This window comes from Acinetobacter sp. YH12063 (assembly GCF_013419715.1).
Lineage (GTDB): Bacteria > Pseudomonadota > Gammaproteobacteria > Pseudomonadales > Moraxellaceae > Acinetobacter > Acinetobacter amyesii.
Genome location: NZ_VOZO01000002.1, coordinates 329,449 through 343,617, shown reverse-complemented (window position 1 = coordinate 343,617; position 14,169 = coordinate 329,449). Strand labels below are relative to the sequence as shown.

Sequence of the window (14,169 nt, the reverse complement as noted above, 5' to 3'; positions counted from 1 at the left end):
TAATAAAACTTACTTCTTAATAAAACTTAAAATCGTTTCATCGTCGACTTAGCGGCCCAAAACCATTTCTAAAATAAACTTAGATCCAATAAAGCCGACTGCCAAAAGACAAAAACCAATAATGGTAAAGCGAATAGCTTTTTGACCACGCCAGCCAAAACGATAGTGTCCAATAAGCAAAGCTCCATAGACGAACCATGAAATAATGCTAAAGGCTGTTTTATGTGCCAAATGCTGTGCAAAGAAGTTATCGATGGTGAAGAAACCAAACCCAAGCGCCACGGTCAGTAGTGCAAAACCAGCAATCAATAAATCAAATAGCAAAGATTCCATGGCTTGGAAGGATGGAAGCAGGCTCACCCATACACGCTTTTTCTGCTTGTTTTTTAGTTCACGGTCTTGTAAACGCAAAATAACCGCTTGAATTGTTGCCATCAGCAGGACGGCATATGCGGAAAGTGACAAAATAATATGGATGTCTAAACCCAGTGAATGTTGTTCTATAAATTGATTTTGTCGACTAAATGCAAAGCCTAAAATCAATCCTGTCGCTGCCACAGGAATGCCCAACAGGTTCATTGCAAGCACAGGTCGATAGGTACTAAATAACACACTGAGTAATAGCATGAGACCTGAAGTAAATGACATCAGGTTGAACACGTCATAGTTCACACCCATAGGCGTCAACATGTCGTTATATAAAACACCTGCATGCAATAACATGCCTAAACCAAGTACAACACCAATAAACCAATGGTTCGGCGCACGTTTAGACATTAAATGGCTGAATAAATACCAAAAAGACGTGGTATAAGCGATTAATGCTAGGATCGTGTAAACCAAGGGGAGACTGATCATGTCAAACCTTTTTCAGGATGTTGAATATTCATTTATATAAATTCTGCAAGAACTAAAGTATCCTATAGCATTCTATGCATAAATTTTCTATTTTAAGAAACAATTTTTTGCTCATGGCTATTTTAAGCGGATTTTGCAATGTTTGATACCTTAACAGAACGACTCACGCAGAGTTTAAGAAATGTTACTGGCTCAGGGCAGCTAACCGAAGACAATATTAAAGATACGTTACGCGAAGTACGTATGGCACTTCTTGAAGCCGATGTTGCGTTACCTGTAACTCGTGAATTCATCGCGAAAGTTAAGGAAGAAGCATTGGGCCAAGAAGTGATGACTCAGTTATCACCGGGGCAGGCTTTCGTCAAAATCGTTCATGACGAATTGACCAAAATGATGGGTGAGGCGAATGAAAGCCTAGACCTAGCGGCAAAACCACCAGTTGTTGTGCTTCTTGCAGGTTTGCAAGGTGCGGGTAAAACAACCACTGCGGCAAAACTTGCACGTTTCTTACAAGAACGTCAAAAGAAAAAAGTAGCAATGGTGTCTGCCGACGTTTATCGTCCAGCAGCGATTAAACAGCTACAAACAGTTGCAGGTGAAGTTGGCGCGATTTTCTTTGAATCAAGCGCAGACGAAAAACCGATTACCATCGCAAATCGTGCGATTGAGCAAGCAAAAATTCAATTTGCTGATGTCTTGATTGTCGATACAGCAGGTCGTTTACATGTAGACGACGAAATGATGGATGAAATTAAAGAGCTACATGCAGCAATTAAGCCAACTGAAACATTGTTCGTGGTTGATGCCATGACTGGTCAGGATGCGGCGAATACTGCAAAAGCCTTTAATGATGCCTTACCTTTAACAGGTGTGATCCTGACAAAAACGGATGGTGATGCACGTGGTGGTGCAGCACTTTCTGTTCGTGCCATTACTGGTAAGCCAATCAAATTCTTGGGTATGGGTGAAAAACTCGATGCCCTAGAGCCATTCCATCCTGAACGTATCGCACAGCGTATTTTGGGTATGGGTGACGTACTTTCTTTGGTTGAAGAAGTTGAACGTAAAATCGACAAAGAAAAAGCCGAAAAAATGGCAAAAAAACTGCAAAAAGGCGGTAGCTTCAACTTTGAAGATATGCTGATGCAGTTTGAACAAATGAACAAGATGGGCGGCATGATGGGCTTCCTGGATAAACTTCCAGGCATGAGCAACTCAGGGATTCAAGATGCAATTGCACAAGCAAATCCTGAAAAGCAAGTGAAGAAAATGGAAGCGATTATTCAATCGATGACCATTAAAGAACGTCGTAACCCAGACTTGATGAATCCAAGCCGTAAAAAACGTATTGCAGCAGGCTGTGGTATGGATGTTGCGGAAGTAAATAAACTCATCAAGCAACATGCGCAAATGGCGAAAATGATGAAGAAATTTGCCAACCCAACGGGTATGGCAAAAATGATGAAATCATTAGGCAATATGCAAAAACAATTTGGCGGCGGTGGCATGGGTCCATTGTTCGGCAGTAAAGATCCGAAGTAATTTGGACTTAAAAAAAGGCGCATTTAGCGCCTTTTTTTATGGCTGAAATTTGACGAGACTGTGCGCTTAAGCAAAGTGATCGAGTGCATTTGATAGCAAGTACTGGATGAAGGAATCTGGCTATACGAGCCGATAGATACCGAACTGAGCTAAATCATTACAAAAAGATGCCAAATTGACATTGAGAGCGTGTAGGTGACAGGTTTAAAACAGAGGTGAAAATTTGCCGAACTGCAAATTGAAAGCTTCACTAAAAATAATCACCTAAAATAAGAATCAAATCATGAATACACCGCATACGCCAGAAAGCCAAAAGATCTATATTGTTCATGGTCATGATGCATCACCGAATGATCATTGGTTTCCTTGGTTAGGACGAAAGCTGCAGGAAGCAGGGCATTATTCTCGACGCATCGTGATGGCAAATGCAGCACAACCTGATTTTGACCATTGGCAGAAATTTCTAGCGTTGCAAATGCCTGATTTGGATGAAAATACCATTGTGATTGCCCATGGTTTGGGGTGCTTAACCACGCTGCATTATCTCAATCAATATTTTGAACAGCATGGCACACGGATTAAAGCGGGCGTTTTTGTGTCAGGTTTTAAAAGTAGTTTACCGACACAACCTGAATTAACCGCATTTATTCAACGTGCAAAAATGGATAGCGGTGTTTTACAGACCTATATGCCGATTTGTATCAGTCTGATTTCATCCAATGATCCAATCGTGCCGCCACCGGTTGCGATCCAATTGGGCAATTTTATAAATGCACAAATTTATGAGGTGAAAGAAGCGGGGCATTTCACAGCAAAGGATGGCTTTTCTGAGATTCCACAACTGTGGCACGTGTTAAAGCCGATTTTAACGGCTTAGCTAGGTTCTGTGCGCGTGTTTAATAGATCGCGTGTTTTGTAGATAAGGTAATAGTGAAAACTAAAATTGATCATGCAATAGGTGCAATTGAAGATAAAAAAAGGCGCAATCTGCGCCTTTTTGTTTGTTCGAACTGTTGAAAGATCAGTCGAGTTCTAAAGCAACACGTTCACGAATGTCGTCAATGTCGTCATTGGCTTCACGACCATCTTCCTGCCAAGCTTTATAGCCACCAACATATTCACCGTCGGTATCGACCACATATTCAGCCGCAATTTTTCCTGAGGCATACCATAAGCGATAGGCGTCATTACCATTTTCATCGACTTTATACGCTGCGCCACGTTGTCCTGTTGGATAAAATTCTTCGCCTTGGATGCTCACGCCATCTTGGTTTACAAAGGTAGATTCTACTTTGCCGTTTTTACGATAAAGCGTTACCGGACCTTCGATGTCACTGCCACTGAAACTAAATAATTTCATCGGATCTTTGACCCAAGCAGGTGAGGATTGAGGGGTTTTGGTTTCTTGGTAAAAATCTTGAACTAAAAAATCACCTGTGGCATTACGACCTAAAAGTACACGGTAATATCCGTCTTTGACTGGAGTCATGTAATAGCTTGAGTCAATATATGATACGCAGCCGCAGTAATCAGGATTATCTTCATCTCCAAAATAGCCCAAAACTGCTTCAGAGGTGCTGAGCTGTGATTTGATTTCGGCAGGGATTTTAGAGTTGGCTAGATTTTGTGTCGTGGTACAACCGCCGAAGAATAATGTAGAGGCGAGCAGGCTTAAACCCAGTAAATTTTTAAATTTCATATCTATACTCTTCGTCTTATATTCTATCTTGAAAGACATTTTTAAATTATAAAGTTGCTGATGTATCTGTCGATCATCGCAGGCTATTGTAATTCCTTGGACGAAAAAAGGTCATGAATCGCGATACAATTTGTAACCACGCTTATATGAAATGACCCTCAATAAAAAAGCGTGATCACCATTGGCCATCACGCTTTCACAGTTTGCTATCAAATAAATAGCTAAATTACACACCATTTACATAACTTTGTAGGCCTCGAAGCAGTAAATCTGCTTCGACAGCTGGCTGATATTGTTCTAAATAGCGTGCAAATAGCGCAGCATCGCCCCCAGTTAAAATTAAGCGACTGGGATATTTATCAAGCACCTTTTCAATGGTGCTGACCAAACTGAGCAATATGCCATGATGAACAGCGTCGATGGTATTTTTACCAGGAGACAGCTCGTTAAAGGTGGCATCTGGAATTTTAATGCCTTTGGTGTTTTGGATGAGCGAATCACGTTGCAAATACAAATTTGGCAAAATATAACCGCCTAAATGTTGTAAGCCATCCGTTAAGTCAATGGTGAGTGCCGTTCCACAACTAATGACACAGTATTTTTGAGTAGGGTCTTTGACCACTGCGAGCATTTGCAGCCAACGGTCGATCCCGAATTTACTGGTGTCTTCATAAGCACAGCGTAAGCCCGCATATTCGGCATGAACTTTGGCAATGGTGACAGGAACCGCTAAAAATTTAAGAATTTTTTGAATCCGATCATTATTTTTCTTGTCGAGTACTGAAGAAATCCCGACCTGATCTAAGTCCAAGCTTTTAAAGTGCTGGATCAAACCGAGTAGGAGTTCGGCAGGCGACTGTAAATGCAGTTCCGCAGTATGCTCTATAATTTGATCATGTTCGGTAATCCAGTATTTCAGCCGGGTATTACCGACATCGAGCCATAATTTTTTCATCAGTAGGCCTTTGCAATCCTGTTTATGATTGATCTGCTAAACGTAAGCGACCTTGGAAATGATTTTCTAAGCGCTGCGAAGTTTGGATGTTGATCGAACCATCATTTTCAATACCGAGAAAGAGACCTTGGCTTTTGCCTTGCAGGTGTTCAAGCTCAACGGGCTGTTGCATAAATGCAGCATAATGGTTGAATCGTGCAGCGAGGTTATAGCAGTTATGATCGAACCATTCACCTGCAAGTTGAATCGCTGCATAGAGTTCAGCGATTAACTGTAAACGGTTTGGCGAGTGAAGTCCGAGTTCAGATAACGACGTTGCGCGTTGCTCAATTCCTGTGGATGGAATCGGAAATAAGTTCATGCCCACGCCGACAATCGCTTGATGTGGCGAAATTGGTTCAATCAAAATCCCGCCCCATTTGCCTTGTGGGCTATATAGGTCATTGGGCCATTTCACTTGTAATGCGAGATTTTGCAAACTTGGCATTTGCAAGATATTTAAGGCAATTTCGAGTGCAAGCCGTCCATCTATCGCTGTCTGTAAATTCAGCAATGTGCTTAAATAGATATTACCAACGGGTGAGACCCATTGATGATCGCGTTGCCCACGCCCCTGAGTTTGCTCTTCACTGCATACCAAAACATGTTGAATGCCTTTTTTGGCAATCTCACGGACATCGTCATTGGTCGATGTTGTTATGGGCTTCAGTAATAAAACTTCAGGCGGTTGAGGTACTGTGCTCAGCAATTGCTGTAAGTGTCTGGTCTCTAAATCCATTTGAATCTGAGAGTTGTGGAATAATATTGATGGAGTTAATCATATATTTACTGATCGGTGCAATCGCTGGTTTTGCTGCGGGGCTATTTGGTGTTGGCGGTGGCCTGATTATTGTGCCGATTTTATTCATCGTCTTTACCCAACTTCAGTATGATCCCAGTGTGATTATGCACATGGCAGTGGGCACATCTTTAGCCACGATTATTGTCACCTCACTCAGTTCGGTTTCGGCGCATCATAAAAAAGGTGCCGTGCTGTGGAATGTCTTTTGGAATTTGGCACCGGGTTTGGTGATCGGTTCATTTCTCGGTGCAGGCATTGCAGATTATTTATCAGGGCAGGGTTTGCAACTGTTAATTGGCTTTTTTGCGGTCTGGGTGGCCTTTAAAATGTTTCGCGGTGCAGCAACACCAGTCGATCCGAATAAACATTTACCCTCACAAACCATGCAAATGGCAGCAGGGGGTGGTATTGGGATTGCCTCTGCGATCTTTGGAATTGGTGGTGGCAGCTTAACCGTCCCATATTTGAATAAAAATGGCGTCATTATGCAAAAAGCGGTCGCAACCTCTGCTGCATGTGGTTTACCAATTGCGATTGCTGGGGCCCTCGGCTTTATGTGGTTTGGTCATCAAGCCGATATCGTGGTTCCCAATACCATTGGTTATATCCATATTTATGCATTTATCGGGATTAGTGTAATGAGCTTCATCACTGCGAAATTGGGTGCGAAAGTGGCTCATATGTTGTCGCCATTTATGCTAAAGCGTTGTTTTGCCTGTTTATTAACAACAGTCGGCTGCTATTTTATTTACCAAGGTATGCAAGCCTTTGGCGCATGATTGTCCGTTTTGACTGACAAAATTGGCTTTGTTGACACAAGATTGTCAGACAATGTCATGTTCAATTAGGTTGCTTATCGTTTCTAATGCAAATAGATTGAGTGTAAATCTGAACATTGCATCTTATAAAAAAAAGATAGGAACAGTATGCAACAACAAGAAGCGGACAGTTTGTCAGAACAAATTGCCAAACACATCGGTGAACAAATCATTCGCGGTGAGTTGGTTGAAGGCGAGCGTATTCAGGAACTCAGAATCGCGGCCGAATTGGATGTGAGCCGTGGCTCTGTTCGTGAAGCTTTATTGATTTTAGAACGGACTCAGCTCATTGAAATCTACCCACGACGTGGCGCCTTAGTCTCTGAAATGTCGGCTTTACAAGTGCGCTCATTATTTGATATTGCAGCATTATTGTTGGGCCAAATTGTGCATCGTATGGCGGAAACGTGGCGTAGCCATGAAGCTGAGCGTATTCAGTTATTACTTGAACAATTAGATGTAGAAACTCGCCAAGGCAATACTGAAAAGTTTTATGATCTGATTTTTCAAGGCATGGCTCGTCAGCATGAAATGGTGGGAAATACCTACCTGATGCGTTATTACCAAGAATTGTTGCCATCACTCAGACGCAGTTATTTTCTGACACTGAATATTTCACGACGTGAACTACAAGAATCTTTTGATTTGTTTAAATTGGTGACTGATGCAGTTTTAATCAGAAAATCACATCAAGCCACTTTATTTATGGAAGATTTTTGTCGACACTTACGCAACCTTGTGTTGGAATCACTAACACGGATGAAACAAATCGAATTAGCGTGGGCGAGACGTTCACGCCGCTGATCAGGACATTATGCGTTTAAGCAGTTTAAAACTTTCCGGCTTCAAATCTTTTGCCGATAGCACAACTCTAAAATTTGAAGGCAACCGTAGTGCGGTTGTTGGACCGAACGGCTGTGGTAAATCCAATGTGATTGATGCCATTCGTTGGGTTATGGGTGAATCCAGTGCCCGTCAATTGCGTGGTGGCACCATGCAAGATGTTATTTTTACCGGAACGGCAAAGCGTAAACCAGTCGGGATGGCGAGTGTTGAACTGCGTTTTGATAATACCTATGGCAAGTTAGGTGGCGCTTATAATGCCTATACTGAACTAGCAGTTCGTCGTCAGGTCAATCGTGATGGTAAATCCGAATATTTCCTCAACGGCACCAAATGCCGCCGTCGTGATATTACCGATATTTTCTTAGGTACCGGTTTAGGTCCACGTTCGTATGCGATTATTGAACAGGGCATGATCAACCGTTTGGTCGATGCCAAACCTGAAGAAATGCGTGTGTATATTGAAGAAGCCGCTGGGGTTTCTCGCTATCAAGCTCGTCGTCGTGAAACTTTACAGCATCTAGAACACACCACTCAAAACTTAGAACGTCTCGAAGACATTGCATCCGAACTAAAGTCTCAGCTGAAAACCTTAAAACGTCAGTCTGAAACGGCGGTGCAATACAAAGAATTAGAAACCCAAATTCGCACGATTAAAATTGAAGTGCTGTCTTTCCAATGTGAACAAAGTATGCGTTTACAGCAAGAATACACGCTTCATATGAATGAGCTTGGGGAAACTTTCAAACTGGTGCGTTCTGAGCTGAATACCTTAGAACATGACTTATCTTCCACCAGTGCTTTATTTCAACGGCTTATTCAACAGTCCACGCCATTACAAAGCGAATGGCAACAGGCGGAAAAGAAACTGTCTGAGTTGAAAATGACGCTGGAGCAAAAACAGGGTTTATTTGCACAAAATTCGGCAAGTTTGGTGGAGCTTGAAAAGCAAAAAGCTCAAACCAAAGAACGTTTACAGTTATTGGAGTTACAACTGGAAACGCTGCAAGAACAGCAAGATGGATTTGTTGAACAATTACAGCGTCAAGAAAGCAGTAGTCAAGATCAGACTCAACAATTGGCCGATTTGAAAGCTCAGCATCAACAAGCAGTTCAACAATTTGAACAATGCCGTGGGCAAGTCGAAAAGCAGCAACAGCAAAAGCTACAGATGTTGGCGCAGAGTGAACAATTGACCAAAAATATTGGTCGTATTGAGCAACAACGTGAGACCCTGCAACAGCAACGAGGTCAAATTCAGCATCAGGCGCAGCAAGATGAGTTGGAGCAGTATCAGCAAGATAAGCAGCAGCTCGAACAACAAATTACGCAACAAGAGCAGGTGATTGCCGAAACGCAGACACAGCTTGCAGCTGCACAAGAACAGCAGGCACAGCATAAAAATATGGTGCTGCAGCTAAAGTCAGAAATACAGGTGTTGTTGTCAGAGCAAAAAAACCTAAATCAATTGATGATTAAAGCTAGTCCAAAGCAGCAAAGTCAGCGTCAACATTTAATGCAGCAGTTGCAGTTGAGCACACAAGGTAAACAGCATGCACAACTGGTCGAGAAATTTTTGTCTAAATGGCTGAGTGCCCAAGTCTTAGGACACAGTGATAATTTTCAAGACAGTATTGCACGTCAGGTCAAAGGCAATCACCACACAGCAGTACAAATCGTTGGATTAGACGCTTTGGCGAGGTGGATTGAAGCACCACAACTTTCGATCTGGCAGCAGGTCGCGATTGCTGAAACATTGGCGGTGGCATTGAGCCATCAGGCTAAACTGGCCGCAGGTCAGTCAATACTCACGCTCGATGGTTATCATGTCGGTGCGGATTGGGTGATTGGTTTGGACTATGACGAGGACAGCCAAGCAGGCCAAGGTGCATTGAGCCATCGTATTCGCTTAGATGAATTGACTGAATTACTTGCAGAGCAGCAGCCTAAACTGACACAACTAGAAGGCCAATTGCCTGAGTTGCAAAATGCCATGCAGGCTTTACAGCAAAACCTGCAACAGCAACACAGTCAATTAAAAACTTGGCAAAAAGACATTCAAAATGCTGATGTTGCCATTGCGAAGGTACAAAGTTCCAATCAGGCATTTGCATTACAAAAGCAGCAGTTAGAAGATCAATTGCAGCAACTTGAAGCGCAGCTCGAAGAAGATGCCATGCAAAAAGACGATTTGGAAATTGATCTGCATGCGCTGACAATGAAGCTTGAGCAAGCCTTGCCCAATTATAAAACCTTGCAATTCCAAGTTGAAGAATTGAGTCTAGCGCTGGAAAGTGCTCAACAAGTGGCATTACACAGTCAGCAAGAATTGGAAATCGTGCGTCGCCAGTCTGTACAGACGAAACAACAGATTGAATTATTAGAAAAAGACACGGTCTTTTTGAAAGCGCAAACTCAGCAAATTATTGGACAGATGGAGCAGGCAAAGAAATTTGTCGATCCGGTACAGTTAGAATTGCCTGCGCTTGAGTCACAGTATTCAGAGCAAGCCCAAGTCACTGAACGTTTACAAAAAACCTGGAATGACTGGCAGCTTGAACTGAATAACGTGCAGAGCAAACAGCAGACATTGACGGAACAACGCCATTCACATCAACAGCAAGATGAAAAATTGCGTACGCAATTGGAAGAAAAGCGTTTGGCTTGGCAATCCGCGCAGTCTGATTTGCAGCATTATTCTGAACAGCTGAAAGAAATGAACAGCGAAATGCTGACGGGCTTAAGCATTGATGTGATATCCCATCAGCAAAAACTCGAAAAAGCACAGCAGCAGTTTGATAAATTGGGCGCAGTCAACTTAGCTGCGGCAGAAGAATATACTGAAGTTTCTAAACGCTTTGATGATTTAAGCCACCAAATTGATGACTTGCAAAAGACCGTTGAACAACTGCAAGCTGCGATGAAAAGCATTGATCAGGAAACGCGAAAGTTGTTTATGACCACCTTTGATAAGGTCAATGCAGAACTTCAAGAGTTGTTTCCGAAAGTATTTAATGGTGGTGAAGCAAGTTTAAGCCTTGAAGATGGTTGGCAATCGGGTGTAAAACTGATGGCACGACCACCGGGTAAACGAAATAGCTCTTTAGCATTATTGTCAGGTGGTGAAAAGGCACTGACCGCATTGGCTTTGGTTTTTGCGATTTTCCGCCTAAATCCTGCACCATTTTGCGTTTTAGACGAAGTCGATGCACCTTTAGACGATGCAAATGTAGGAAGATTTTGTAATCTTGTAAAAGAGCTTTCAGAACAAGTGCAATTTATCTACATTACACACAATAAACTGGCTATGACAATGGCAACTGACTTACTTGGTGTGACCATGCCAGAACCAGGAACTTCAAAATTAGTGACTGTGAATATAGAGCAAGCCAAAGAATACGGTTTAGCTGCGGAGGCATAACATGGAAATCACCACTATAGCTGGGATTGTAATCGCTGTAATTATCATGGTTGTGGGTATTCGAATGATGTTTCGTAAACCTGCGGATGCAGCGCCATCACTCGACACCGAATTACATATTGACCCTGATAGTCAGCAACCTGTTATTCCGCGCCATGTACGAAATCAGTTAAATACACCTGAAACCACGCAACGTGTAGAGCCGACTTTGGCTGAGGAAAAAGTCACAGCGGTTGAAACGACTGAAGCTGTTCAAGCGAATGTAACTCCAGAAGCAACGGCAACGGAACAAGCAGAGCAGAGCGTTGAGGCTACGGCAAAGACTGAGACGACTACGACGGATCCCGTTTCAGTTGAAAAAGCTCAAACTGCAACAGAAGACAATACATTGTCTACAGAAACAACAGAATCTGCAACGGTTGCAACTGTAGCCACCGATGCCAATCACGCAGCGACTCCTGCGACGAATGTTCAGGCTGACGCTGTTCCTGCAGAAAAAGCACCAGAATTTAGTGTAAATAGTGCAATTGAAAAAGCTGAAATTAGCGATTTTGATGAAGAAAGCAGTATTTTGGATGCTCATTTACATGAACAAAAAATTGTTGATGAAGAAAGTGCTTTAGCAACTGCGGAAACTTATATCGCCTTAAATGTGTTCCCGGATAGCCGTGCCTTGTCAGGTGAAAAAGCATTAAAAGTGTTGCTGAAGTACGGTCTGCGTTTTGGCGAAATGGCCTGTTTCCATCGCTATGATGAAGAAGGGACAAAGTTATTATTCTCTGTATTACAAATGAATAATGATGGCGCTGCGCAAGGTTTTGATCTTGAAACTTTATCGACTGAAGAAGTAAAAGGTTTGGCCTTCTTCTTGGCGCTTCCACACAGCGATGTACAAAATGCCTTTGATACTATGGACAGCATTTCACGTCTAATTGCACGTGAAATTGACGGTACTGTGTATGATCAAAATAACCAAGAATTTACACCGCAGATGCGTGAACATTGGCGTCATCAAGCGATTGATTATCGTCAAGGTCAAGCCATCGAAGTCTAAGCGTCTTTGATTGAAACTCACCGAGTGGGTTTCTATAATAGCAACAGATAATGAAATTTGAGGGCGGAGTATGAACCGCCCTTTTTTATGGTGAATGTATGACACAACAATCCACTGTCGTTGCACAGATGCGACAACTGATTCAACTCTTGGCGAAGCATAACCATGCCTACTATGTCATGGACACGCCAGAAATTGAGGACAGTGAATATGATCAACTTTTTCACCAATTAAAAGCGCTTGAAGAGCAATATCCTGAGCTAACTCAACCCGATAGCCCGACCAATAAAGTGGGTGGTAAAGCGCTCTCCAAATTTGAGTCGGTGACACATGCAGTACCCATGTTGTCATTGGGTAATGTATTTAATGCAGAAGATTTATTTGGCTTTGCACGCCGCGTAGAAGAGCGCTTACCGAATCAAAAAATTGAATATGATGTCGAATTAAAATTTGATGGGCTGGCGATTTCTCTTTGGTATGAAAATGGTATTTTGATCCGTGGTGTGACACGGGGCGATGGTGAAACAGGGGAAGATATTACCCAAAATGTAAAAACCATTCGTAATTTGCCTAAAGTACTGACTTCTACACAGACCAATATTCCAAGTCTGCTTGAAGTTCGTGGTGAAGTCCTGATGCCAAAGTCAGGCTTTGAAAAGCTCAATGCTGAAAACGAAGCCAATGGTGAAAAAACCTTTGCCAATCCACGAAATGCAGCAGCAGGAAGCTTACGTCAACTCGACCCTGCAATTGCGGCTTCACGTCCTTTGGCTTTTTATGCCTATGGCATTGCACAGTGCGAACCACATCATGGTCAAACCACCATGTCTGCTAGCTTAGAATGGCTGACACAGTTTGGTTTTGCTGTCGGTGAACGTCACTTTATTTGTGACAGCATTCAGGACGTACAAGCTGCGTATGAGCAAATGATTATTGATCGTCCAAGCCTGAGTGTTGAAATTGATGGCATGGTGATTAAGGTAAACAGCCTGAAGCAACAGCAAACACTGGGTTTTTTAAGTCGTGAACCGCGCTGGGCAACGGCATATAAATTCCCTGCAGTCGCAGCGCTCACGACGGTTGAAAATATTGATTGGCAAGTGGGGCGTACAGGGACTTTGACCCCAGTCGCGCGTTTAAACCCTGTGGCAGTCGGTGGGGTAACAGTTTCCAATGTCACCCTACATAATATTGGTGAAATTCATCGTTTAGATGTACGTGTGGGTGACACGGTCAGTGTATACCGTAGTGGTGATGTGATTCCAAAAGTGGAAAAAGTATGGCCTGAATTCCGCCCTGTAGATACGGTAGAAGTTCAGTTACCTGCATGTTGCCCAGTCTGTGCATCTCCTGTCGTGATGCCAGAAGGTGAAGCCTTGGCACGTTGTTCAGGTGGTTTGTACTGTGCTGCACAGCGTATTGAGGCGATTCGTCACTTTGTATCGCGTAAAGCTATGGACATTGAGGGCTTAGGTGACCGTTGGGCGGAATCACTTTTACATTTGGATTTACTCAAAGATGTTGCTGATATTTATAGCTTGCATGAGCATCGTGAAAAATTACTGACCATTGAAAAAATGGGTGAGAAGTCGGTTCAAAACCTCATTGACTCCATTGAAAATAGTAAGAAAACGACGCTAGGTGCATTTATTTATGCACTCGGCATTCGAGGCGTGGGTGAAACCACGGCACGCATGCTCGCGAATACTTTCCAAACTTTTGATGCGATTCGTCATGCAGATCTCGAATCCTTGAAAAAAACGCCAGACGTTGGTGATATTACCGCAGAATGGATTGTCGACTTTTTCCAAGTGCCGCATAACCTCGAAGTGGTTGATCGTTTGTTGGCAGCAGGGATTCATTGGGATGCACCCGTTGCACCAAGTCGTCAGCCACTGAATGGCGAGAGTTGGGTGATTACAGGGACTCTGAGCACCATGGGTCGTGATGAAGCGACGCAAATGCTACAAGCCTTAGGCGCACGTGTCAGTGGTAGTGTTTCGGGTAAAACCAAATGTGTGGTTGCGGGTGAAAAGGCAGGTTCTAAATTAGAAAAGGCTGAAAAGCTGGGTGTTCCTGTGATGAGCGAAGACGAGTTCATTGCCTTTGTACAACAACATAATGCTTCTTAAGTATTG

General features: G+C 42.9%; 11 protein-coding genes. 7 read left to right on the top strand and 4 right to left on the bottom strand.

Annotated elements, in window-relative coordinates:
- Nucleotides 1-48: 48 nt before the first annotated feature.
- Nucleotides 49-858, bottom strand: coding sequence for an inner membrane protein YpjD (locus FTU12_RS04525; RefSeq protein WP_078191164.1), 810 nt, complete (start codon nucleotides 856-858; stop codon nucleotides 49-51).
- A 138-nt stretch (nucleotides 859-996) separates the two neighbouring features.
- Between FTU12_RS04525 and ffh the strand changes: the two genes are divergently transcribed.
- Together ffh and FTU12_RS04515 are read left to right on the top strand one after the other, a co-directional pair.
- Nucleotides 997-2,400 (top strand): signal recognition particle protein, encoded by a 1,404-nt coding sequence (gene ffh, locus FTU12_RS04520; RefSeq protein WP_078191163.1) that lies wholly within the window; start codon nucleotides 997-999, stop codon nucleotides 2,398-2,400.
- Between the two features lie 283 nt (nucleotides 2,401-2,683).
- Nucleotides 2,684-3,277 (top strand): alpha/beta hydrolase, encoded by a 594-nt coding sequence (locus tag FTU12_RS04515; protein WP_180026907.1) that lies wholly within the window; start codon nucleotides 2,684-2,686, stop codon nucleotides 3,275-3,277.
- 144 nt (nucleotides 3,278-3,421) lie between these two features.
- On the opposite strand, the gene FTU12_RS04510 is transcribed toward FTU12_RS04515, so the two are convergent.
- The 3 genes from FTU12_RS04510 to FTU12_RS04500 all read right to left on the bottom strand — a co-directional run bounded on the left by FTU12_RS04510 (nucleotide 3,422) and on the right by FTU12_RS04500 (nucleotide 5,832).
- Nucleotides 3,422-4,099: a hypothetical protein gene (locus FTU12_RS04510; protein WP_180113830.1), complete on the bottom strand. Its 678-nt coding sequence runs from the start codon at nucleotides 4,097-4,099 to the stop codon at nucleotides 3,422-3,424.
- A gap of 226 nt (nucleotides 4,100-4,325) precedes the next feature.
- Complete coding sequence (locus FTU12_RS04505; RefSeq protein ID WP_180113829.1) at nucleotides 4,326-5,054, bottom strand: type III pantothenate kinase; 729 nt, start codon at nucleotides 5,052-5,054, stop codon at nucleotides 4,326-4,328.
- Nucleotides 5,055-5,076: 22 nt separating this feature from the next.
- Entirely contained in the window at nucleotides 5,077-5,832 is a 756-nt protein-coding gene (locus tag FTU12_RS04500) for a biotin--[acetyl-CoA-carboxylase] ligase (protein ID WP_180113828.1), read from the bottom strand.
- Between the two features lie 29 nt (nucleotides 5,833-5,861).
- Here FTU12_RS04500 and FTU12_RS04495 point away from each other — a divergent pair, with 29 nt between their 5' ends.
- The 5 genes from FTU12_RS04495 (at nucleotide 5,862) to ligA (ending at nucleotide 14,163) form a co-directional block, all read left to right on the top strand.
- Nucleotides 5,862-6,674, top strand: a complete 813-nt coding sequence (locus FTU12_RS04495) for a sulfite exporter TauE/SafE family protein (RefSeq protein ID WP_180113827.1) — start codon at nucleotides 5,862-5,864, stop codon at nucleotides 6,672-6,674.
- A gap of 147 nt (nucleotides 6,675-6,821) precedes the next feature.
- Nucleotides 6,822-7,517, top strand: a complete 696-nt coding sequence (locus tag FTU12_RS04490) for a GntR family transcriptional regulator (RefSeq protein WP_078191157.1) — start codon at nucleotides 6,822-6,824, stop codon at nucleotides 7,515-7,517.
- Nucleotides 7,518-7,527: 10 nt separating this feature from the next.
- Nucleotides 7,528-10,977 (top strand): chromosome segregation protein SMC, encoded by a 3,450-nt coding sequence (smc, locus tag FTU12_RS04485; protein WP_180113826.1) that lies wholly within the window; start codon nucleotides 7,528-7,530, stop codon nucleotides 10,975-10,977.
- A 1-nt stretch (nucleotide 10,978) separates the two neighbouring features.
- Nucleotides 10,979-12,031, top strand: a complete 1,053-nt coding sequence (locus FTU12_RS04480) for a cell division protein ZipA C-terminal FtsZ-binding domain-containing protein (protein ID WP_180113825.1) — start codon at nucleotides 10,979-10,981, stop codon at nucleotides 12,029-12,031.
- Nucleotides 12,032-12,129: 98 nt separating this feature from the next.
- The gene (gene ligA, locus FTU12_RS04475; RefSeq protein WP_180113824.1) at nucleotides 12,130-14,163 is read left to right on the top strand and encodes an NAD-dependent DNA ligase LigA; all 2,034 of its coding nucleotides are present in this window, start codon (nucleotides 12,130-12,132) and stop codon (nucleotides 14,161-14,163) included.
- Nucleotides 14,164-14,169 lie beyond the last annotated feature (6 nt).

Bases quoted from the DNA above. Each gene is read 5' to 3' on its own strand.
- FTU12_RS04525 (WP_078191164.1), bottom strand. From the start codon at position 858: ATGATCAGTCTCCCCTTGGTTTACACGATCCTAGCATTAATCGCTTAT.
- ffh (WP_078191163.1), top strand. From the start codon at position 997: ATGTTTGATACCTTAACAGAACGACTCACGCAGAGTTTAAGAAATGTT.
- FTU12_RS04515 (WP_180026907.1), top strand. From the start codon at position 2,684: ATGAATACACCGCATACGCCAGAAAGCCAAAAGATCTATATTGTTCAT.
- FTU12_RS04510 (WP_180113830.1), bottom strand. From the start codon at position 4,099: ATGAAATTTAAAAATTTACTGGGTTTAAGCCTGCTCGCCTCTACATTA.
- FTU12_RS04505 (WP_180113829.1), bottom strand. From the start codon at position 5,054: ATGAAAAAATTATGGCTCGATGTCGGTAATACCCGGCTGAAATACTGG.
- FTU12_RS04500 (WP_180113828.1), bottom strand. From the start codon at position 5,832: ATGGATTTAGAGACCAGACACTTACAGCAATTGCTGAGCACAGTACCT.
- FTU12_RS04495 (WP_180113827.1), top strand. From the start codon at position 5,862: ATGGAGTTAATCATATATTTACTGATCGGTGCAATCGCTGGTTTTGCT.
- FTU12_RS04490 (WP_078191157.1), top strand. From the start codon at position 6,822: ATGCAACAACAAGAAGCGGACAGTTTGTCAGAACAAATTGCCAAACAC.
- smc (WP_180113826.1), top strand. From the start codon at position 7,528: ATGCGTTTAAGCAGTTTAAAACTTTCCGGCTTCAAATCTTTTGCCGAT.
- FTU12_RS04480 (WP_180113825.1), top strand. From the start codon at position 10,979: ATGGAAATCACCACTATAGCTGGGATTGTAATCGCTGTAATTATCATG.
- ligA (WP_180113824.1), top strand. From the start codon at position 12,130: ATGACACAACAATCCACTGTCGTTGCACAGATGCGACAACTGATTCAA.